This is a genomic window from Microbacterium sp. SORGH_AS_1204, from assembly GCF_030818935.1.
In the GTDB taxonomy this organism is placed as follows: Bacteria; Actinomycetota; Actinomycetes; order Actinomycetales; family Microbacteriaceae; genus Microbacterium.
Window position 1 is genome coordinate 3,125,106 of the sequence record NZ_JAUTBD010000001.1, and the last position, 20,280, is coordinate 3,145,385.

At 70.4% G+C, this 20,280-nt stretch carries 18 protein-coding genes and 3 tRNA genes; 6 read left to right on the top strand and 15 right to left on the bottom strand.

Annotation, left to right across the window (positions count from 1 at the left end):
- The first annotated feature begins 20 nt into the window (after positions 1-20).
- Complete coding sequence (locus QE410_RS14400) at positions 21-1,178, top strand: DUF4192 family protein (RefSeq protein WP_307333286.1); 1,158 nt, start codon at positions 21-23, stop codon at positions 1,176-1,178.
- On the opposite strand, the gene lysS is transcribed toward QE410_RS14400, so the two are convergent.
- From lysS to tilS, 13 genes are all read right to left on the bottom strand, one after another.
- Complete coding sequence (lysS, locus tag QE410_RS14405) at positions 1,129-2,649, bottom strand: lysine--tRNA ligase (RefSeq protein WP_307333287.1); 1,521 nt, start codon at positions 2,647-2,649, stop codon at positions 1,129-1,131. The two genes, QE410_RS14400 and lysS, sit on opposite strands and share 50 nt — an antisense overlap.
- Before the next feature lie 129 nt (positions 2,650-2,778).
- Positions 2,779-3,633 carry a pantoate--beta-alanine ligase gene (gene panC, locus QE410_RS14410; protein ID WP_307333289.1) on the bottom strand — a complete coding sequence of 285 codons (855 nt, stop codon included), beginning with the start codon at positions 3,631-3,633 and terminating at the stop codon, positions 2,779-2,781.
- A complete protein-coding gene (locus QE410_RS14415) occupies positions 3,630-4,349 on the bottom strand; it encodes a Rossmann-like and DUF2520 domain-containing protein (protein WP_307333291.1) in 720 nt (239 codons plus the stop codon). Before QE410_RS14415 ends, panC begins: the two co-directional genes overlap by 4 nt.
- Positions 4,346-5,914, bottom strand: coding sequence for a PH domain-containing protein (locus QE410_RS14420; RefSeq protein WP_307333293.1), 1,569 nt, complete (start codon positions 5,912-5,914; stop codon positions 4,346-4,348). Before QE410_RS14420 ends, QE410_RS14415 begins: the two co-directional genes overlap by 4 nt.
- Positions 5,911-6,579 carry a PH domain-containing protein gene (locus QE410_RS14425; RefSeq protein WP_307333295.1) on the bottom strand — a complete coding sequence of 223 codons (669 nt, stop codon included), beginning with the start codon at positions 6,577-6,579 and terminating at the stop codon, positions 5,911-5,913. The genes QE410_RS14420 and QE410_RS14425 overlap by 4 nt, the downstream gene beginning before the upstream one ends.
- Complete coding sequence (locus QE410_RS14430; protein ID WP_307333296.1) at positions 6,533-7,018, bottom strand: DUF3180 domain-containing protein; 486 nt, start codon at positions 7,016-7,018, stop codon at positions 6,533-6,535. The genes QE410_RS14425 and QE410_RS14430 overlap by 47 nt, the downstream gene beginning before the upstream one ends.
- The gene (gene folK, locus QE410_RS14435) at positions 7,015-7,533 is read right to left on the bottom strand and encodes a 2-amino-4-hydroxy-6-hydroxymethyldihydropteridine diphosphokinase (protein ID WP_307333298.1); all 519 of its coding nucleotides are present in this window, start codon (positions 7,531-7,533) and stop codon (positions 7,015-7,017) included. The genes QE410_RS14430 and folK overlap by 4 nt, the downstream gene beginning before the upstream one ends.
- Entirely contained in the window at positions 7,530-7,898 is a 369-nt protein-coding gene (gene folB, locus QE410_RS14440) for a dihydroneopterin aldolase (RefSeq protein ID WP_307333299.1), read from the bottom strand. Before folB ends, folK begins: the two co-directional genes overlap by 4 nt.
- The gene (gene folP / locus QE410_RS14445) at positions 7,898-8,689 is read right to left on the bottom strand and encodes a dihydropteroate synthase (RefSeq protein WP_307333302.1); all 792 of its coding nucleotides are present in this window, start codon (positions 8,687-8,689) and stop codon (positions 7,898-7,900) included. Before folP ends, folB begins: the two co-directional genes overlap by 1 nt.
- A complete protein-coding gene (gene folE / locus QE410_RS14450; RefSeq protein ID WP_307333304.1) occupies positions 8,686-9,273 on the bottom strand; it encodes a GTP cyclohydrolase I in 588 nt (195 codons plus the stop codon). Before folE ends, folP begins: the two co-directional genes overlap by 4 nt.
- Positions 9,274-9,279: 6 nt before the next feature.
- A complete protein-coding gene (ftsH, locus tag QE410_RS14455; RefSeq protein WP_307333306.1) occupies positions 9,280-11,283 on the bottom strand; it encodes an ATP-dependent zinc metalloprotease FtsH in 2,004 nt (667 codons plus the stop codon).
- Positions 11,284-11,442: 159 nt separating this feature from the next.
- Positions 11,443-11,994, bottom strand: a complete 552-nt coding sequence (gene hpt, locus QE410_RS14460; protein WP_307333307.1) for a hypoxanthine phosphoribosyltransferase — start codon at positions 11,992-11,994, stop codon at positions 11,443-11,445.
- Between the two features lie 38 nt (positions 11,995-12,032).
- Positions 12,033-13,031, bottom strand: coding sequence for a tRNA lysidine(34) synthetase TilS (tilS, locus tag QE410_RS14465; RefSeq protein ID WP_307333310.1), 999 nt, complete (start codon positions 13,029-13,031; stop codon positions 12,033-12,035).
- A gap of 431 nt (positions 13,032-13,462) precedes the next feature.
- Between tilS and QE410_RS14470 the strand changes: the two genes are divergently transcribed.
- Positions 13,463-13,996: an inorganic diphosphatase gene (locus tag QE410_RS14470; RefSeq protein ID WP_058595763.1), complete on the top strand. Its 534-nt coding sequence runs from the start codon at positions 13,463-13,465 to the stop codon at positions 13,994-13,996.
- A gap of 58 nt (positions 13,997-14,054) precedes the next feature.
- On the opposite strand, the gene QE410_RS14475 is transcribed toward QE410_RS14470, so the two are convergent.
- A complete protein-coding gene (locus QE410_RS14475) occupies positions 14,055-15,503 on the bottom strand; it encodes a M23 family metallopeptidase (RefSeq protein WP_307333312.1) in 1,449 nt (482 codons plus the stop codon).
- A gap of 215 nt (positions 15,504-15,718) precedes the next feature.
- Here QE410_RS14475 and QE410_RS14480 point away from each other — a divergent pair.
- The 4 genes from QE410_RS14480 to QE410_RS14495 all read left to right on the top strand — a co-directional run bounded on the left by QE410_RS14480 (position 15,719) and on the right by QE410_RS14495 (position 18,546).
- Positions 15,719-15,791: transfer RNA gene (locus QE410_RS14480), tRNA-Glu, on the top strand.
- A 28-nt stretch (positions 15,792-15,819) separates the two neighbouring features.
- A tRNA-Asp gene (locus QE410_RS14485) sits at positions 15,820-15,894 on the top strand.
- Positions 15,895-15,958: 64 nt separating this feature from the next.
- Positions 15,959-16,031 (top strand) — tRNA-Phe (locus QE410_RS14490).
- Between the two features lie 454 nt (positions 16,032-16,485).
- On the top strand, positions 16,486-18,546 hold the full coding sequence (locus tag QE410_RS14495; RefSeq protein ID WP_307333314.1) for an MDR family MFS transporter: 2,061 nt from the start codon (positions 16,486-16,488) through the stop codon (positions 18,544-18,546).
- Positions 18,547-18,597: 51 nt separating this feature from the next.
- Here QE410_RS14495 and QE410_RS14500 read toward each other — a convergent pair whose 3' ends face one another.
- On the bottom strand, positions 18,598-20,181 hold the full coding sequence (locus tag QE410_RS14500) for an AMP-binding protein (protein ID WP_307333316.1): 1,584 nt from the start codon (positions 20,179-20,181) through the stop codon (positions 18,598-18,600).
- Positions 20,182-20,280 lie beyond the last annotated feature (99 nt).

The window sequence follows — 20,280 nt, forward strand, 5'->3', positions numbered from 1 at the left end:
CCGCGCGCCACTCTCGACGCATGACAACAACCGTCGTTCGCGCCGCTTCCTCGCCCGCATTCCTCGCCCTCGTCCCGCACCTCCTCGAATGCACGCCACGCGAGAGCCTCGTCGTCGTCCCGTTCGGCCACGGCCGCTCCCTCGGAGCGATGCGCGTCGACCTCCCCCCGGCGGGTGACACCTCGACCGAAGACGGCGTGGCCTCGACCGTGATCGGAATGGCCTGCAAGGTGGCCCGCACCGACGCCGTCGCGATCGCCGTCTACACCGACGACGTCGTGAGCGGCGGGGCCGATGCTCCCCACGCGCGCCTCGTGGATGCGGTGCGCGCCCGAGCCGACATCTGCGGGCTGCGCGTCGTCGACGCGCTCGCCGTCGGCGCCGACGGATGGACGAGCTACCTCGATCCGTCGGTCGAGTCGCACCCCCTGAGCGAGATCCAGGATGCCGCGCGCCCGGAGCTCGCGGGCGACGTCAGCGGCGATCACCTCGCCGCCGCCGGACTGCCCGTGTCCTCCGCCGACGATGCTGAGCGTGTTGCGCAGCTGCTGGGCGACGTGGAGCACTCGCTGAGACGCTCGCGCGACCGTCGTCGACTCTCCCCCGCCCGGCGGGCAGCCGCCGAGGCGGTCGCGGCCGAGATCGCCGACCCCCCGGCCCTGTTCGAGAACGTCGTCACCCTGCCCGACGAGCACGTGGAGCTACCTCAGCTGGCAGCGCTGGCCTTCTGCCTCGAGCGGCCGGCGCTTCGCGATGTCGCCCTCATGCAGTGGACCGGAGACCTGGCGACCGGCGACGCCGTGTTCCGCGCCCAGACCGCGTTTCGAGGCGGCGACCCCGTGCCGGAGGATCTCGCCCGCCCGATGTGGGGCGAGGGCGCGTGCCCCGATCCGGCGCGGCTGCGCACGGGGCTCGAGCTGTGCCGCCGGGTCGCGTCGCTCGTCACCCGCGAACGGCGACCGGGGGCGCTCTCGGCGTGCGCGTGGCTCGCGTGGGCGACGGGGCGCTCGACGCACGCCGCCGCCTACGCCGATGCCGCCTTGGAGATCGACGGACGGCACGGTCTCAGCGAGATCATGCGCGCCATGACCGATGCCGGACGCCTTCCCGAGTGGGTGTTCGAGCGCCCTACTTCACCAGCGGGAACAGGATCGTCTCGCGGATCCCGAGTCCCGTAATGGCCATGAGCAGCCGGTCGATGCCCATGCCCATTCCGCCGGTGGGCGGCATGCCGTGCTCCAGCGCGCGGAGGAACTCCTCATCGATGGGCATGGCCTCCGCGTCGCCGCGGGCGGCGAGCTTCGCCTGCTCGGTGAAGCGGTGACGTTGGATGACCGGGTCGACGAGTTCGGAATAGCCGGTGGCCAGCTCGAAGCCGCGCACGTACAGGTCCCATTTCTCGACGACCCCGGCGATCGAGCGGTGCTCGCGCACGAGCGGGCTCGTGTCGACGGGGAAGTCCATGACGAAGGTCGGACGGGTGAGGCCGGGCTTGACGAAGTGCTCCCACAGCTCTTCGACCCACTTGCCGTGCGTCTCGTGGGGCGGGGCATCGACCTCGTTCTCGGCACCGAGCGCCCGAAGCTCCTCGAGGGGCGTGTCGGGTGTGATGGGTCGACCCGCGGCCTCCGACAGCGAGTCGTACATCGAGATGCGATCCCACTCGCCCCCGAGGTCATACTCGGTGCCGTCGGCCCACGTCACCGTGGTGGAGCCGGCGACGGCGACGGCCGCGTCTTGGATGAGAGTCTGCGTGAGGTCGGCGATGCCGTTGTAGTCGGTGTACGCCTGGTAAGCCTCGAGCATCGCGAACTCGGGGCTGTGCGTGGTGTCGGCGCCCTCGTTGCGGAAGTTGCGGTTGATCTCGTACACGCGGTCGATGCCGCCGACCACGGCGCGCTTCAGGTAGAGCTCCGGCGCGATGCGCAGGTACAACTCCGTGTCGAAAGCATTGGAGTGCGTCGTGAACGGACGGGCGCTCGCGCCGCCGTGCTGCACCTGCAGCATGGGGGTCTCGACCTCGACGAAGTCGCGCTCGGTGAACGTGCGGCGCAGGCTCTGGTTGACCTTCGCCCGGGCGAGCACCGTCTCACGGGCGCGATCGCGCACGATGAGGTCGAGGAAGCGGCTGCGAACCCGGCTCTCTTCGCTCAGCTCGGTGTGGAGGTTGGGAAGGGGCAGCACGGCCTTCGCCGCGATGCGCCACTCGGCGACCATGATCGACAGCTCACCGCGACGGCTGGAGATCACCTCGCCCGAGACGAAGACGTGGTCGCCCAGGTCGACGAGCTCCTTCCACGCCTGCAGCGACTGCTCGCCGACGTTCGCCAGCGAGACCATGGCCTGGATGCGGCTGCCGTCGCCCGCCTGCAACGAGGCGAAGCACAGCTTGCCGGTGTTGCGGCTGAACACCACGCGGCCCGCGACGCCCGCGGTCTCGCCGGTCTCGTCGCCGGCTTCGAGTGCGCCGAAGCGGGCGCGCAGCTCGGGGATGGTCGCGGTGACGGGCACGGCCACGGGGTACGGCCCACCGGCCGCGTCCGCGCGCTCGGCGAGCAGTCGCTCGCGCTTGGCCAGGCGTACCGCCTTCTGCTCGAAGACCTCGTCTTCGGTGGGTTCGGCGGCGTCGTTCGCGGGCGCGTCGGTCATCGTCAAGCTCCTCGGGGTCTTCCCCAGTCTATTGGCCGCGATCGGGCGGCCCGGGGCGGGCCACGATCGAGCGGCCCTGGGCGACGAGCCGTCCGCACATCATCGCCCGCTCACGGACGGGAACCGCTGTCAGCGCAGCGAGATCTCGGCGTTGTCGATGAAACGGTGCCCGCCCACGGTCGCCGCGATGAGCGCGAGCGCACGGCCACGGTGGCCGTCGTCGACGGGCAGGAAAGTGGCGGGGTCGACCACGCTCAGGTACTCCAGCGCGATGCGCGGCTCCCCCATCAGCGCCGACTGCGCGGCCGCGATGCACGCGTCGACGCCGAGGTCGGAATTGGATGCCGCGGCCTCGAGCGCTCGCGGGAGCTTCGCCGCCGCGCGGCGGTCGGCGGGCTCGAGAAGGCCGATGCGACTCGACACGGGCAGCCCGTCGTCGGTGCGCACCGTGGGCACGGTGCGGATGTCGACCGCGAAATCGAGGTCGCGCACCATGCGCTCGACGAGGAAGACGCGCTGCAGATCGCGCTCGCCGTAGACGGCGACGTCAGGGCGCATCAGGTTGAACAGCTTCGCCTCGACGGTCAGAACGCCGTCGAAGTAGAACGGCCGCACCCGCCCCTCGTAGCGCAGTCCCACATCGCCTGCGGACACACGGGTGGTCGCCGTTCCCGCGGGCAGGAACTCGCCGGCGGCGGGCGCGAACACCACGTCGACGCCGAGATCGTCGAGCACGCGCTCGTCCGCCTCCGGCGAGCGCGGGTAGGCGGCCGTCTCGTCGGCGGTGCGGAAGCGCAGCGGATTCACGAAGGTCGACACCACGACGATGTCGGCGTGCTCGCGCGCTTCGTGGACGAGGTCGACGTGGCCGTCGTGCAGCGCACCGAGGGTCGAGACGAGCGCGACACGGGGGCCGCCGGACGAATGGTCTGCGCCTCGGATCTCGCCGAGTCGGGTGCGCAGATCCTCGATGGTGCGGATCATCCGTCGATCGTAGCGTCGCCGTCGGGCGTACGACGCCCGCTGCCTTCCACGAGGGCGTGGTCGACACTCGACCTGACCAGCGCCGACAGATACCCGCCGGGGTTATCGACCCCCACTCGGGCGAGCAGCTCCGAGGATTGCCGCACGATCGAGCGCGAGAACTCCGTCGCCGTCGCGATCGCCTCGGCGTACGTGGCGCGGTCGTCCTCCGCGATCACCACCGGTTCGCAGCCCAGCTCGACGGCCAAAGCCTGCGCGATGGGCAGCACGGGCGCCGGCGCCGTCACGGCGGCGTACGCCTGTGCGAGCTGCCGCAGGTCGATCGACGACGCGCCGGTGAAGGCGATGGCCGGGTGGATCGCGAGCGGGATGGCTCCTGACCGCGCCGCCGGATCGAGCACGCGCGCGCCGTACGCGGGGTCGGTGTGCAGCACGAGTTGCCCGGGCTGCCAGGCACCGAGCTCGGCGAGACCGGTCACGAGCGCCGGCAGCTGGTCGTGCGGGACGGCGATGACGACGAGCTCGCTGCGCCTCACGACCTCATCCGCGGTGAGGACCGGCAGACCGGGGAGGATGGCCTCGACCCGATCGTCGTCCGAGCCCGAGGTGATCCCCGTCAGGGCGTGCCCGGCACCGGCGAGCGCGGCGGCGATCACCGGTCCCACGCGTCCCGCGCCGATGACCCCGACGCCGAGGCGTCCGTCGCGGCCGCTCATCCGGCCCACCGGTGACTGCGGTCGGTGGAGGCCGCCATGACGCTCGCCCGCGCGGTGCGCTCGAAGACGCGGACGACCTCGTCGCGATCGAGCGCGCCGACGGAGGTCTGCACCGTGCCGGCGATCACGTGACCGGTCAGGGTCGCCGCGCCGAACGCGCGGGCCAGCTGACCCTGCTGCACGCCGACCGACTGCAGGCGCGCCAGCGGCAGGATGCTGAGCGAGCGCCACACCCACCCTCGACGCATGAGCAGGGCCTCGTCGGTGAGCAGCACGCCGTTGCGCCGCCACGAGAACGGCCGCAGCCATCGCGCCCGCGGCGGGGTCGTCATGTAGGGGTCGTCGTCCACGGGACCCAGGATGCCGTCACGGAACACGCCCGTCCACTCGCCGCCGGTCAGGGCGGGCGCGAGGATCGCGAGCACGCGTTCGACGTCGTCGCGGGTACCGATCGGAAGGACGGCGGCGAACTGGTCGGTGCTGGTGTCGGTCGACGAACGGCCCGACAGACGGTTGACCGAGACCGTCCACCATCCGAACGGCCGCCACATCAGGGGCTGCCGCACCTCGATCGCGTGCACGCGCCCGGGCGGCACGATCTCGGAGACCGTGGTGAAGAGCCCGAAAGTCACACGCACCCCGTCGATCGTGGGGGTGATCGAATAGCGCAGACCCCGCGCGATCGACCGCAGGTAGTACGCCCCGAAGGCCAGGAACATCGGAACGACGATGAAGAGCAACCACAGCGTCGACAGAGACGCCGCCACGACGATCCCGACGACCAGTGCGATCAGAAAGAGCGTCGACCCGCTCAGGACGCGGGATGCCACCAGCCGGCCCAGCGGGATGCGCACGATGCTCTGGGGCTCGGCGTCGGAGAGGTCCTCCCCGTCGACGAGTCCCTGCAGACCCGAGCCCACGGCCACCGCGGCCTGGCGCGCGAGCGAGGAGCGCTCCGCCGCGGTTGCCGTGCCCGCGGCCAGACGGCGCCCGGAAGCGAGCCGCAGGATGTCACCGCGGATGGCGTCGGCGTCTTTGCCCGACAGGTACTCGAGCTTGACGTTCGCGTCGAGTCCCGCCCCCACGACCTCGAGCTTCGCGAGACCGAGGAGCCGAGCGATCATCGGTCTCGTGAGGTTCACACCCTGCACGCGGTCGAGCGGTGCCCGCCGGTGGGTGCGGAAGAGCACCCCCGAGCGCACCTCCACGTCGTCGTCGCCGATGCGCAGCATGTGGAACCGCCACGACAGCCGGAACAGCACGAGCAGCACGATGAGCACCGCCAGGGCCGCACCGCCCGCGATGAGGATGAGGTTGTTCGCGAAGAGGAAATCGACGGGGTCCGGGGGGATCGCCCCCGGCGGCAGATCGGTGAAGGCGGGGAAGAGGAACTCCACGAGCCTCTCGCGCAGGTTGGCGACGATGAGGCCGATGATGACGAGCAGGGTCAGACCCCCGCGCAACAGCGGGGTGAGGGGATGCAGCCGGTGCCACTCGCCGTCGCTGTAGGGCGAGCGCACGAGTGCCCGCGCAGACGCGGGGGGCGCGCCCTCCGGGTCGCTCACAGTCCCGTCCGACGTGTCTCGGCCACGGCGACGAGCGTGTCGCGCAGATGCTCGGCCGCCTCCTGCGTGAGCCCCGGGATGGTGACGCCCGTCGACGCCGCGGCAGTGACCAGCTTTAGCTGAGCGATGCCGAAGCCGCGGTCGAGCGGACCGTGCGTGATGTCGACGAGCTGCATACGGCCGTAGGGGACCGCCACCACCCGCTGCCAGAGGATCCCCCGGCGGAAGACGAGATCGTCGCGGCGCAGCTGGTAGCCGAACGAGCGCGCCTGGCGCGGCGTGATGATCAACCCGACCAGCGTCACGAGGAGGATCACCCCCGCGGGGATCCACTGCCAGCGCACCCCGGTGATCACCTGGGCCACGATGGCGGCGGCGAGCACGAGGACGATGACCGCGCCCTGCGTGATCAGCTGCACGCGCACGTAGGCACGGGCGAGCTGGTACCAGGTGCCGTCGCCGAGGGGCAGGCGGCGGCGGGAACGCGGCTCGAGGATGCGTTCGTACGTGCGCTCGCCGAGCACGGCGTCGTCGCCCTGGTCGGGTGCGGCGCTCTCCGACGGGCCGTGGTGCGCCGGCGCGTCGAGGCGCTCTGCGGCAGGCGCGTCCGCGTCGGCCTCAGGCCTGGACGGGTCCGGTCGGGGTGTTTCCGGGGGTTTCGTCATCGTCGTCCTTCCGGATGGTGCACAACTGCTCGGCGACGAGCCCCGCGACGACGAGGACGACAGCGCACACGAGCGTCGCGATGATCGTTCCCATCGAGCCTAGCGACGGAGTCACCGGCCGGGTCGTCAGGAAGACGACGAGCCCCAGCGAGAACCCGAGCGACACCGCGCCCAGCAGCGACGACGCCTTGGCGAGCATCGCGATGCGCAGCGCCTGGAAGGGGTTGATCCGCCGGCCGCCGCGGTTCCGCGCCGCACGGTGCACCGGCACGGCCAGCATGACGATCACCACGCCGAGCAGGGCGAGGATCGTGGGCAGACTCGCGGCGGGCGAGAAGGTCGGTCGTCCCATCGCGGTCAACAGCGTGTCGAGGATGAAGCCGACCGCGGCGCCGATGATGACGGCGATGGTCAGGATGCCGGCACCCGTGCGTTTCATCGTCGGAGCCCTTCCAGCAGGTCGGCGATGCGTCCGCGTCCGGGGATCTCGGCATCCGGGTCCAGCTCCACCCAGGGCCCGAGCACGAACTCGCGCTCGTGAGCCCGCGGGTGCGGCACCACGAGGTCGGAGCGGTCGATGACGTCGTCGCCGTACGCGATGAGGTCGAGGTCGAGGGTGCGGTCGCCCCAACGCTCCCGTCGCACGCGACCGTGCCGCGCTTCGATGCGGTGGAGGGATGCCAGCAGTTCCGCCGGGGCCAGTCGGGTCGTGAGCAGTGCGACGGCGTTCAAGTAGCGCGGGGCGTCTTCGTCTTCGCCGTCGAGGGTCACCGCCACGGTCTCGATCGGCTCCGACACGCGGACGTCGCTGGTGAGGGTCAAGCGTCGCAGTTCGTCGACCGCCGCGGCCAGCGTCTCCGCGCGGTGGCCGAGGTTGGCGCCGAGCGCGACGACCGCCGTGACGGGCGTCGTCCGCGGGGCCTCCCCCATGCCGTGCGCCAGTCGCACGCTCACGGGCGGACCCGCGTGATAGTCACCGCGACGTCGCCGAACGGCACCGGGATCGGCGCCTGCGGCTTGTGCACCGTGATGGTCACGGCATCCACGCGCTCGTCGGTCAGCACGTCGTCGGCGAGGCGCTGCGCGAGGGTCTCGAGCAGATCGACCGGTTCACCCGCGACGACGGCGACGAGGCGCTCGGCCAGTTCGCCGTAGTGCACGGTGTCGGCCACGTCGTCGGTCTCGGCGGCGCGCCGCAGCGACAGGGCCAGCACGGCGTCGACCACGAACTCCTGGCCCTCGCGCCTCTCGTCGGCGTAGACGCCGTGGTACCCGTAGGCGCGCACGCCCGTCAGGGTGATGTGGTCGACGGCATCCATCAGGCCTCCCAGGCGCGGGCGACGGCGAGCGCGTCGCGGGTGGTGGGAACATCGTGCACGCGCACCGCCCACGCACCGGCCTGGGCGGCCAGGGCGCTGGTGACGGCGGTGGCGAGGTCGCGGCGGCCGAGGTCGGCATCGCCCTCGAGCACCTCGGCGAGGAACCGTTTGCGGCTGGTCCCCACGAGCACCCGGTAGCCGAGTGCGGCGAGTTCGGGCAGCGCCCGCAGCGTCCGCCAATTCTGAGCGCCGCGCTTGCCGAAGCCGATGCCGGGGTCGACGACGATGCGCGACGGGTCGATCCCCGCGGCGACCGCGGCGGCGATGCGCTCCTCGAGCTCGGTAGCGACGTCGCGGCCCACGTCGGCGTAGTCGGCGCGCGCGTACATCTCGGCCGACGGGCCGCGCCAATGTCCCAGCGCGATGTCGGCGCCGGTCTGGGCCACGGCGTCGAGCATGCCGGGGTCGGCGAGCCCTCCCGAGACGTCGTTGACCAGCCGCGCACCCGCGTCGACCGCGGCGACCGCGGTCGAGGCGTTCATCGTGTCGATGCTGACGAACAAGCCCTCGGATGCCAGGGCCTCGACGACCGGCAGCACCCGCTGCTGCTCGACCCGGGGCGCCACCCGCTCGGCTCCCGGTCGCGTGGATTCGCCGCCCACGTCGAGGATCTCAGCGCCTTGCTCGACGAGAAGGCGCGCGTGCGCGATGGCGGCGTCGGGGTCGAGATAGCGTCCGCCGTCGCTGAAGGAGTCGGGGGTGACGTTGACGATGCCCATGACGAGGGTCACGCGCGTGCCCCGATCAACGCGACGAGCTCGGCCCGCGCCGCGGGCTCGGTGTAGACGCCGCGAGCGGCGATCGTGACCGTCGACGCATCCGGCTGACGCCCGCCCCGCATGGTGACGCATTCGTGCACGGCGTCGAGCACCACGAGCACGCCGCGGGCGTCCAGCGCCGAGGCGATGGCATCCGCGATCTGCTCCCCGAGCCGTTCCTGCACCTGCGGGCGGGCGGCCAGGATGTCGATGACCCGGGGCAGTGCCCCAAGGCCCACGACCTCTTCGCCGGGCAGATACGCCACGTGGGCGCGGCCGCGGAAGGGCAGCAGGTGATGCTCGCACATCGAGCGGAACGCGATGTCGCGCACCATCACCGCGCCGGAGGGCAGCGTGTCGGGCGCCGGTCCCCGCGACACCGAGATGGTGTGCTGCAGCGGGGCACCGGCATCCTGACCCACACCGCCGAAGAACTCGGCCCAGGAGTCGGCCACGCGCGTCGGCGTCTGCCGGAGGCCGGGGCGATCGGGGTCCTCCCCGATCGCCGCCAGCAGCTCACGCACGAGCGCCGCGATGCGTTCTCGATCGACGGCCACGGCGCCTCAGGCCGTGGCCGGGCGCGTCTGTCCGCTCGGACGCGGCTGCTCCTGGACCTGCGTCTGCGCCTCGGCCTCGGTGGATGCCGCGACGCCCGCCGGCTGCTCACGACGCGGCACGTTCACCGGAGGAAGCGTCGAAACGGGGCGATCGCCCGACGACAGCCACTGCGGACGCGGGTTGAGGCGCTTGACGTCTTTGAAGATGTCGGCCAGCTCGTTGTGGTCGAGCGTCTCCTTCTCGAGCAGCGCCAGCGCGAGCTTGTCGAGGACCTCGCGGTTGTCGTTGATGACCTGGTACGCCTCATTGTGCGCCTGCTCGATGAGCGCGCGCACCTGGGCGTCGACGCGCTCGGCGATGCGCTCCGAGAAGTCACGGCCGTGACCCATGTCGCGGCCCATGAACACCTCGCCTGACGACGAGCCCAGCTTCACCGGGCCCACCTCGTTGGTCATGCCGTACTCGGTGACCATCTTGCGGGCGATGCTCGTCGCCTTCTCGATGTCGTTCGACGCGCCGGTGGTGGGATCGTGGAAGACGATCTCTTCCGCGACGCGGCCGCCCATGGCGTAGGTCAGCTGGTCCTGCAGTTCGTTGCGGGTGACGGAGTACTTGTCGTCGAGCGGCAACACCATCGTGTAGCCCAGAGCCTTGCCGCGCGGCAGGATCGTGACCTTCGTGACGGGGTCGGTGTGGTTCATGGCCGCCGCCGCGAGCGCGTGACCGCCCTCGTGGTACGCCGTGATGAGCTTCTCTTTGTCTTTCATCACACGGGTGCGACGCTGCGGACCGGCGATGACACGGTCGATGGCCTCGTCGAGGGCGCGGTTGTCGATGAGCTGCGCATTCGAGCGCGCGGTCAGCAGAGCCGCCTCGTTGAGGACGTTGGCCAGGTCGGCACCGGTGAAGCCGGGGGTCTTGCGCGCGACGACCTCGAGGTCGACCGAGTCCGACAGCGGCTTGCCGCGGCCGTGCACCTCGAGGATGCGCTGGCGCCCCTTCAGATCGGGCGCGTCGACACCGATCTGGCGGTCGAAGCGGCCCGGGCGCAGCAGGGCGGGGTCGAGGATGTCGGGGCGGTTGGTCGCCGCGATGACGATGACGTTGACCTTCGGGTCGAAGCCGTCCATCTCGACGAGCATCTGGTTGAGCGTCTGCTCGCGCTCGTCGTGACCGCCGCCCATGCCGGCGCCGCGGTGGCGGCCGACGGCGTCGATCTCGTCGATGAAGATGATCGCCGGGGAGCTCTCTTTGGCCTGGTTGAACAGGTCGCGCACGCGGCTGGCACCGACGCCGACGAACATCTCGACGAAGTCCGAACCCGAGATCGAGTAGAACGGCACCCCGGCCTCACCGGCGACGGCGCGGGCGAGCAGGGTCTTGCCCGTTCCGGGAGGGCCGTACAGCAGCACGCCCTTCGGGATGCGGGCGCCGACCTCCTCGAACTTCTTCGGGTCCTTCAGGAACTCCTTGATCTCGTCGAGCTCCTCGATCGCCTCGTCGGAACCCGCGACGTCCTGGAAGGTGACCGTCGGAGTCTCTTTGGTCACGAGCTTGGCTCGCGACTTGCCGAACTGCATGACCTTGCTGCCACCGCCCTGGGCGCTGGAGAGCAGCCACCAGAAGAGCAGGCCGAGGAGCACGAGCGGGAGCATCAGGCCGAGGAAGCTGTCGAACCAGCTGGGCTTGGGCACGACGTCGTTGAAGCCGTCGGAGGGGGCGGCGGCATCGATCGCGTTGGCGACCTCGGCCGCGCGGGCCTGACCGTAGTAGAACTGCACGCTCTCGGCGCCCTCGAAGGGCTCCGACAGTGTCAGATCGACGCGCTGATCGGGGTCGTTCGTCACCACCTTGGTCACGGTGCTGCCCTTGAGCAGCTCGAGACCCTCCTTCGTCGACACCTGACGGGCGCCGGTGAGGTTGGAGATGAGGGAGAAACCGACGATCAGAAGCAGAACGACCAGCAGAACGTAGATGATCGGATTGCGCGTGATCTTCTTGAAATTCATGGTGGGCGAGCCCAGCCCTTTCGTGATCCTCCGCAGAAATGCGGTCGCATCAGGCTAACGTGTGTGGACTATGCCGAGCCTGTGCGTTCGTTTTGGGCGTACAGGGTGCCCGGCGGCCGCGCCGCGGACCTTCAGGCCCGGCGGCCGAGCCGCGGACCTTCAGGAGTACACGTGGGGCGCGAGCACCGCGACGTCGCGCAGGTTGCGGTAGCGCTCGGCGTAGTCGAGGCCGTAGCCGATCACGAAGTCGTTGGGGATGTCGAAGCCGACGTACCGGCAGTCGACCTCGACCTTCATGGCATCCGGCTTGCGCAGCAGCGCCAGCACCTCGACCGAGGCCGCGCCGCGAGACGCGAAGTTCTCGAGCAGCCAGCTGAGGGTGAGACCCGAGTCGATGATGTCTTCGACGATCAGCACGTGCTTGCCGGTGATGTCGGTGTCGAGGTCTTTGCGGATCTGCACGACGCCGCTGGAGCGGGTGCTCGCGCCGTACGACGACACCGCCATCCAGTCCATCGACACGTGCACGGGCAGGTGGCGGGCGAAATCGGCCATCACCATGACCGCGCCCTTCAGGACGCCGACGAGCACGACCTCGCGTCCCTCGTAGTCGGCGACGACCTGTGTCGCCAGTTCGGCGAGCTTGTCGTGGATCTGCTCCTCGGTGAGGAGGACTTCGCTGATGTCGTCGGAGATGTCGGCCGCGCGCATCCGGAAAGTCTATGTCGCGTCGTCTGCGAGACCGCTGGTCAGGATGCCGCGCGCGCGGTGATCTCGATGCGCGCCCCGACCCGACGGGCCACGCATCCGGGCAGGTCGATGGGCCCCTGCCCCCGCCAGTCGACCGCGAGCCGCGCGACCTCGAGCGTCTGCGTGCGCGACAGCGCGGCGCCGAACTCGCTCTCGACGACGTACCGCACGATGCGGTTGCGCAGCGCTGCCGGGTTGGCGGCGAGGGCGGCGACCGAGATCGAGATGCCCGCCTCGGCGTGCTCGACGATGTCTTCGATCGTCTCGTCGATCATGTCCTGGAAAGCCTCGGCGTCTTCGCGCAGCTGCTCCGCGGTGCGTGCGAGCGCCTCGGCGACCCCCGGCCCGAGCTCCGCCTCCAGTACCGGCAGCACGCGTTCGCGCACCCGCACCCGCGCGAACGCGGGGTCGAGATTGTGCGGGTCGGCCCACGGTTCGAGCCCCTCCGCGGCGCACGCGGCCAGGGTCGTTCGTCGATGGATGCCGAGGAGCGGACGCGCCCACCGCGGGCCCGTGGCATCGCGTCTTTCCGCCGGCATACCCGCCAGACTCAGTCCACCCGATCCGCGGGCGAGCCCGAGCAGCACCGTCTCGGCCTGGTCGTCGAGCGTGTGTCCGAGCAGCACCGTGTCGGCGCCGATGTCGGCCGCGGCGCGCGCGAGTCCCGCGTAGCGCGCCTCCCGGGCCGCGGCTTCGGGCCCGTCCGTCGTGCCGACGTCGACGGCGACCACCCGGGCGGCGAGCCCCAGGGCTTCGGCCTTCGCCGCGGCCGCGGCCGCCACGGCATCCGATCCCGCCTGCAGACCGTGGTCGACGACGACCGCCTCGGCCCGGATGCCGCGCCGCCCGGCCTCGAAGGCCGTCGCCGCCGCCAGGGCGAGGGAGTCCGCGCCGCCGGACAGGGCGACGACGACGGGCCCGTCGACCGTGTCGAGCATCGCCCGCACGGCGCGGCGCACCTCGGCGACGGAAGGGTCGAGTCCGGGGCGGTGGTCCATGCCCCCACGGTATCGGCGCGCACCGCAGGGCGCGGCCCGGGCCTCTCGCGCAGAACTCCGGCGAACCGGGCGTTCCCGGCGACCCGGCGCCTCGTCAGGCCGGCTCCGCCGGAGTTGTGCGTCGAGCGTCCCTACCGGTCGCTCTGCCCTCGCCCGGCGGCAGCGCGGTGCGGTGCGCGGTGCAACGCGCGCGGTGCGGTGCAGCGCGCGGTGCGCACAACTCCTGCAATCCGGGCCGCGCCGGCGACCTGGCGCCTCGTCAGGCCGGCTGCGCAGGAGTTGTGCGCCCCACCCCGTCAAGCCGACCCTCCGGCGATCCACCGCGGGCGGAATGAGCGGTGGTCGCAGTCGTGCGGGGTCACGGATCGGAGTCCACCCGGCCTCCCGGCTAGGCTGAGCGGCGAAATCCACAGACTTCAAGGAGCATGAGTATGGGCGCATACGACGCCGTCATCGAGATCCCCCGCGGCAGCCGCGTGAAGTACGAGGTCGACCACGGCACCGGCCGCGTCTACCTCGACCGCATCCTCTACACGGTGTTCGGCTACCCGGCCAACTACGGCTTCTTCGAGAACACCCTCGGCGAAGACGGCGACCCGCTCGACGTGCTCGTGCTGCTCGACCGCGAGCTGCACCCCGGCATTCTCGCGAAGGTGCGCCCCGTCGGCGTGCTGAAGATGAGCGACGAGGCCGGCGGTGACGACAAGGTCGTGGCCGTGCTCGCGAAGGACCCGCGCTGGGACCACATTCAGGACGTCGCCGACATCGACGAGTGGACCAAGAAGGAGATCACGCACTTCTTCGAGCACTACAAGGACCTCGAGCCCAACAAGTGGGTCAAGGTCGACGAGTGGGCGGATGCCGCCGAGGCCGAGCGCCTGGTGAGCGAGGCGTTCACGCGCTTCGACGAGCACGACGCGCAGACCAAGACGCAGGGTTCGGGCGAGGCGCCCAACACGCTCTGACGCTCCGCGTACGACGAAACCCCCGGCCGATCGACCGGGGGTTTTCTCGTGCAGCGACTCAGACGTCGACGCCGCGATCGCGCAGCCAGGGCGCGGGATCGGTCGTGCCGCCCCACGGCGGGTAGACCTCGAAGTGCAGGTGGCAGCCGAACGAGTTGCCCGTCTGCCCGGTCGCCGCGATCTGCTGACCGGCCTCGACGCGCTGACCGTACGAGACGTAGATGCCGCCGTCGACGATGTGGCCATACCCCGTGCCGGAGCCGTCGTCGTGGGCGATGCGGATGTAGTTGCCGAAGCCGCCGTTGTAGCCGGCGTAGGTGACCCGGCCGGCGGATGCCGCATAGATCGGCGACCAGCAGCTGGCCCCGAAGTCGAGCCCGAGGTGCCAGGTGCTGGCGCAGTAGCTGGAGTTGCACTGTCCGGAGCGGGGGCCGTAGCCCGATGACGTGTACGCCGACGACGGACGAGCCCAGCCGCCGCCGCTGACGTTCCCGCCGCCGCCTCCGCCTCCGCCGCCTCCACCGCTGCTGCCTCCGCCGCCGCCACCGGAGTTGCCGCCGCCACTGCTCTGCCGCGCGGCGGCCTCGCGCTCGCGGCGCGCGCGCTCCTCGGCGTCGCGGGCGGCGGCCTCTTCGCGGGCCTTGCGCTCGCGCTCCTCACGGGCCTTGCGTTCGGCTTCGACGCCCGCCTGGTACTCGGCGACGGTCTTGGCCGTGGTGTCTTGCAGGGCGGCGAGCTGCGCCTCGAGCACGGCCTGGTTCGCCTGCTGGGCCGCGAGCGCCTCCTGCGCGGCCTGGGCGGCCTGCTGGGCGGCGGCCATCTTCTCTTCGGCGATCGCCTTCAGACGCTCGCGCTCGGCGGTCGCGTCATCGGCCTGACTGCTGAGGTTTCTCGCGTTGTCGCGCGCGGCCACCGCCGAGGCGTAGACCGAGCGATTGCGCTCCAACAGCTTGTCCATCGTGCCGAGCCTGGCGAGCAGGTCGTCGGCCGAGGCGGCGGAGCCCGAGAAGAACAGGTCGAGCGAGGTGTCGTCACCGCCCGAGCGGTAGAGCTGCGCGGCGACCTTGCCTGCCTTGTTCGCGGCTTCCGCCGCGCGGTTCGCCTCGGCGTCGGCTTGCTGCCGCAGCAGCTGCGCGCGATAGTCGGCGTCTTGATAGGCCTGCTGCGCGGCGAAGTACTCGTCGGAACGGGCCTTGACCTCGGCCTGCGTGCGCTCGACCTCGGACTGCAGGCCCTGGATGAGCCCTTGGATCCGGGTGATCTCCGCGGCCTTCGCGGCCTCATTGGCGCGCGCGGCCTCGACGTCGGCCCACGAGGGGTAGTCGGCGGCGAGCGCCGGAGTGGAGAACCCGGATGCCACCGAGCCGAATGCTCCGAAAGCGATGGCGCCGAGTGCGCCGAACTTCAGGGCGCTGCGGCGGTCGAGCGCCGGCCACAGCCGTCGCTGCTCACTCGCGGTGGGCGCGCAACCGCAGTCGTCGGGGGTTTCGGGGCGCTCGGGCGTCACGGGAATACCTCATCTCACCGGGTCGCAACTCGGCCAACAGTAGCAACACGAGTCACAGACACAACAGGGCGAGTTGGCCGGTCGACTACCGATTCTGCCCTCGCGACACGCGCGGACGTCGCATCGCCACGCCCCCGATTGGCAATCTCCGAGATTGTGAAGTAGGCTCGGTCGTCGGCAAGCGAGGTTGAAATCGCAAGGTTTCAGGCTCATCCGGCCCCATCGTTTAGCGGCCTAGGACGCCGCCCTTTCACGGCGGTAGCACGGGTTCGAATCCCGTTGGGGTCACTTTCCGGTAAGACAACTAAATATGCATGGCCCTGTAGCGCAGTTGGTTAGCGTGCCGCCCTGTCACGGCGGGAGGTCGCGGGTTCAAGTCCCGTCAGGGTCGCTCCATAGCGACGGGCCTTCTTTCGGGAAGGCCCTTCGTCTAGGAAGCGGCAGACATGCCGCTCGGCTCTGTAGCTCAGTTGGTAGAGCGCACGACTGAAAATCGTGAGGTCACGGGATCGACGCCCGTCGGAGCCACAAGGATCGTCATTACAACGGTCCCAGAAACCCTCGCCTAGCTTCTACATGGCGGGGGTTTTGCTTTGCCCGCTGAGCCTTCTCATCATGGGCCTTCTTCGTTTCCGAATGCCACTCCCCCCGGCATCCCCGCTCGCACCCGCACCGGGGCCGGCACTGCGCCGAGATGACCGGCGCTGCCCGGAATGACCGGCGTTGATGGGCGATCGCGCGTGATCTCGGCGAACGCGGGTCATCTCACCGGCGCCCGGGCCGCGCGTCACCCAGCGCACCCGCGGCGTACCGCGGCGCCCGGGCCGCGCGCACCGTCCCACGAACCCCGCCCCACCCCACATCGGGGGATGGTTACGCGACGCCGCCGAGCGGCGCTACTATTTGTTTGACTTTCAGCAAATACCTGGCGCCCGACCGAGCCCCTTGAGCCGTCCGCCAGGCTTCTCACGAAGAGGCCCCGATGTCAGACATCACCCGCAGCCGTCGCGCGCACACGGCATCCACCGACACGGTCATGACGCACCGCATGATCATGTTCGTGATCTTCGGCCTCATGGCCGGCATGTTTCTTTCCGCCCTCGACCAGACCGTGGTCGGCACCGCCATCCGCACCATCGGCGACGACCTGCAGGGCCTCAGCCTGCAGGCGTGGGTCACGACCGCGTACCTGATCGTCTCCACGATCGCGACGCCCATCTACGGCAAGCTCTCCGACATCTTCGGTCGGCGCCCCCTCTTCCTGATCGCCATCGTCATCTTCATCATCGGTTCGATCCTGGCGAGCTTCGCGCAGTCGATGATCGAGCTCGCCGCGTTCCGCGCCATCCAGGGCCTCGGCGCCGGCGGTCTCATGTCGATGCCCCTGGCGATCATGGGCGACATCCTCGCCCCGCGTGAGCGCGCGAAGTACCAGGGCTACTTCCTCGCTGTCTTCGGCATCTCCAGCGTCATCGGCCCGCTCGTCGGCGGTCTGTTCTCCGGCGCCAGCGAGATCCTCTTCCTCACCGGCTGGCGCTGGGTCTTCCTCATCAACGTGCCGATCGGCATCGTGGCCCTGGCGATCGTGTGGCGGTTCCTCCACATCCCCAAGCAGCCGCGCCACTCCGTGCGCATCGACTGGTGGGGCGCCACCACCGTGATCGTCGCGCTCGTTCCGCTGCTCCTCGTCGCCGAGCAGGGCCGAGAGTGGGGCTGGGGCTCCCCCATCGCCCTCGCGTGCTACGTCGTCGGTGCTCTCGGCATCCTGGCCTTCGTCATCGCCGAGACGAAGATGAAAGACGACGCGCTCATTCCGCTCAAGCTCTTCCGCTCGCCGACCTTCTCGATGGCGACCGTGATCGGCGTGCTGGTCGGCTTCGGCATGTTCGGCGCGATGCTGACCCTGCCGCTCTATCTGCAGCTCGTGCTCGGCTCGAACCCCACCCAGAGCGGTTTCGAGATGCTGCCGATGATCCTCGGCCTCATGATCGCCTCGATCGCGAGCGGTCAGATCATCGCGCGCACGGGTCGCTACCGCCTGTTCCCGATCCTCGGCACCGCGCTGATGTCGGTCGGCTTCTTCCTGCTGACGTTCCTGCAGTACGACAGCCCCTACGGGCAGGTCGCCATCGCGATGCTCGTGATCGGCCTCGGACTCGGCCAGCTCATGCAGACCCTCACGATCGCGAGCCAGAACTCGGTGGGCGTGCGCGACATGGGCGTGGCCACCAGCGGCTCGACGTTCTTCCGTCAGATCGGCGGAACGCTCGGCACCGCGGTACTGCTGTCGTTGCTGTTCACCCTCATGCCCTCGAACATCGTCGGCTCGTTCGGCGACCGGGCCACGCTCACCGACGCGCTCGATGCCGCCTTCGATCCGGCCACGGCGTCGGCCCCCGCGAACGAGAAGATCATGTCGTCGATCTACGCCCCGATCGTGGCCCAGACGACGGATGCCGTGACCCAGCAGGTGCAGCAGGGTGTGCAGCAGGCGACGGATGCCGCGACCCAGGCCGTGGCGCAGCAGGTGGCAGCGGGCCAGATCCCCGCCGCCGCGCAGACGCAGGCGACGCAGGCCGCCGTGGCACAGGCGATCTCGGCCGCGTCGGCGCAGATCCGCCAGCAGGTGCCCGTCGCCCGCGTCGGTGGCGACGGCTCCGTCAGCCTGGACTTCTCGGATGCCGCCGACCGCGAGGCCTTCGTCGACGGCGTCGCCGACACCCTGACCGACCGGTTCACCTCGGGCGACCAGGACACCTCGATCGGCGGGTCGACGCTGGATGACACGTCGTTCCTCGTGGGTGCCGACGCGCGGCTGACCAAGCCCTTCCTCGTCGGCTTCAACTCATCGGCGACGAGCGTCTACTGGGTGGCGATGAGCGTCGTGCTGCTCGCGTTCGTGCTGTCGCTGTTCTTCCGCACCCCGCCGCTGCGGTCGAAGTCGGCGCTGCAGGAGGCCGCCGACGAGCGCCGCGGCAAGGACGACGAAGAGAAGCGCGCGGCCGAGGCCGCGACGCAGACCGGCGCGCTGCTCACGCCGTAACGGGAACGAAGGGCGGGGGTGTCTCGACGACACCCTCGCCCTTCGGCGTTCTCACGCGGCCTCGCGCGCCCGCAGGTCCTTCCGCAGGATCTTGCCCGACGCCGACTTCGGCACCGCATCGATGAACTCCACTCGGCGCACCTTCTTGTGCGGCGCCACCTGCCCCGCCACGAACGCCATCACGTCGTCGGCCGACAGGCCGGCATCCGGCGCCGCCACCACGAAAGCCTTGGGGATCTCCTCGCCATCGTCGCCGCGCACGCCGATGACGGCGGCATCCTGGATCTTCGGGTGCGACAGCAGCAGCGCCTCGAGCTCGGCCGGGGCGATCTGATAGCCGTGGTACTTGATGAGCTCCTTCAGCCGGTCGACGATCGTGAAGTACCCGTCGACGTGGTGCACGCCGATGTCTCCGGTGTGCAGGAACCCGTCGGCATCGAGCGTCTCGGCCGTGGCGTCGGGACGGTTCAGGTAGCCGAGCATGACGTTGGGGCCGCGCACCCAGATCTCCCCCGGCGCGGTGAGTCCGTCGTCGCCGTGCTCCTCGAGCTCCTCCCCCGTCTCGGGATCGACGAGCTTGGCGTCACAGTTCGGGATGAGCACGCCGACCGAGCTGACCGGCATCCCACCCTCCGCCGGGATCGCGTGCGACACCGGGCTCAGCTCGCTCATGCCGTAGCCCTGGAAGAACCGGGCGCCGATGCGCCGGCCCGCGGTCTCGGCCGTCTCGCCGTCGAGCGGGGCGGCGCCCGAGAACACGCTGTGCACGCTCGAGAGGTCGAACTTCTCGACGGCCGGGTGCTTCGCGAGCGCGACCGCGATGGGCGGGGCGATGAACAGGAACGTGCAGCGGTGATCCTGGATGACGCGGAGGAACTCCATCAGGTCGAACCGCGGCATCGTGACGAGCGTCGCGCGCTGACGCAGGGCGAGGTTCAGCAGCACCGTCATGCCGTAGATGTGGAAGAACGGCAGCACGGCGAGCACGCGGTCGTCGGCGCCGATCTCGATCACCGGACGGCACTGGTGCACGTTCGCGACGAGGTTGCGGTGCGAGAGCATCACGCCCTTCGGCACCCCCGTCGTCCCCGACGAGTAAGGCAGCACGGCGACGTGCGTGGCGGGGTCGATCGTGACCTCGGGCGGCGTCCGCCCTTCGCCGAGCAGGGCGCGCAGATCCGGGTGCCCCTCGACGCCGTCGAGCACGATCACCCGCTCGTCGGGGATGCCGACCGCGCGCGCCGCCTCGAGGGCCTGCGGCAGCAGCGGCGACACGGTCACGAGCCAGGTGGCCGCGGCATCCCGAAGCTGGTTCTCGATCTCGTGCGCGGTGTAGAGCGAGTTGATCGTGGTGATGGTCGCGCCCAGGCGCAGGATGCCGTGGAACACCGTCGCGAAGGCCGGAACGTTCGGGCAGAGCATCGCGACGACCGTGTCGGTGTCGACGCCGCGAACCGCGAGCGCCCCGGCGAACGCGTCGACCTGCGCGCGGAGCGCGCCGTAGGTGGTTTCGGCACCGCTCGCCGGATCGACGAGGGCGACGCGGTCGAGGTCGCCCTCGTCGAGCGAGCCGAACAGGTAGTCGTAGATGCTCTCATCGGGCACCTCGACGGGCGGGTGGGGGCTGTGGAACACGGTTCTCTCCCTCGAAACACCGGCGGCGTCGTCGCCGTGCGCTCATCCTGGCACCGCTGACACCCGGTGTCACGATTCCCGAAGACGAGTCTCAGGATG

Bases quoted from the DNA above. Each gene is read 5' to 3' on its own strand.
- tilS (WP_307333310.1), bottom strand. From the start codon at position 13,031: ATGGACCACCGCCCCGGACTCGACCCTTCCGTCGCCGAGGTGCGCCGC.
- QE410_RS14415 (WP_307333291.1), bottom strand. From the start codon at position 4,349: ATGAGCGGCCGCGACGGACGCCTCGGCGTCGGGGTCATCGGCGCGGGA.
- folB (WP_307333299.1), bottom strand. From the start codon at position 7,898: ATGGATGCCGTCGACCACATCACCCTGACGGGCGTGCGCGCCTACGGG.
- hpt (WP_307333307.1), bottom strand. From the start codon at position 11,994: ATGCGCGCGGCCGACATCTCCGACGACATCAGCGAAGTCCTCCTCACC.
- lysS (WP_307333287.1), bottom strand. From the start codon at position 2,649: ATGACCGACGCGCCCGCGAACGACGCCGCCGAACCCACCGAAGACGAG.
- ftsH (WP_307333306.1), bottom strand. From the start codon at position 11,283: ATGAATTTCAAGAAGATCACGCGCAATCCGATCATCTACGTTCTGCTG.
- QE410_RS14430 (WP_307333296.1), bottom strand. From the start codon at position 7,018: ATGAAACGCACGGGTGCCGGCATCCTGACCATCGCCGTCATCATCGGC.
- QE410_RS14400 (WP_307333286.1), top strand. From the start codon at position 21: ATGACAACAACCGTCGTTCGCGCCGCTTCCTCGCCCGCATTCCTCGCC.
- QE410_RS14425 (WP_307333295.1), bottom strand. From the start codon at position 6,579: ATGACGAAACCCCCGGAAACACCCCGACCGGACCCGTCCAGGCCTGAG.
- panC (WP_307333289.1), bottom strand. From the start codon at position 3,633: ATGATCCGCACCATCGAGGATCTGCGCACCCGACTCGGCGAGATCCGA.
- QE410_RS14470 (WP_058595763.1), top strand. From the start codon at position 13,463: ATGGGCGCATACGACGCCGTCATCGAGATCCCCCGCGGCAGCCGCGTG.
- QE410_RS14495 (WP_307333314.1), top strand. From the start codon at position 16,486: ATGTCAGACATCACCCGCAGCCGTCGCGCGCACACGGCATCCACCGAC.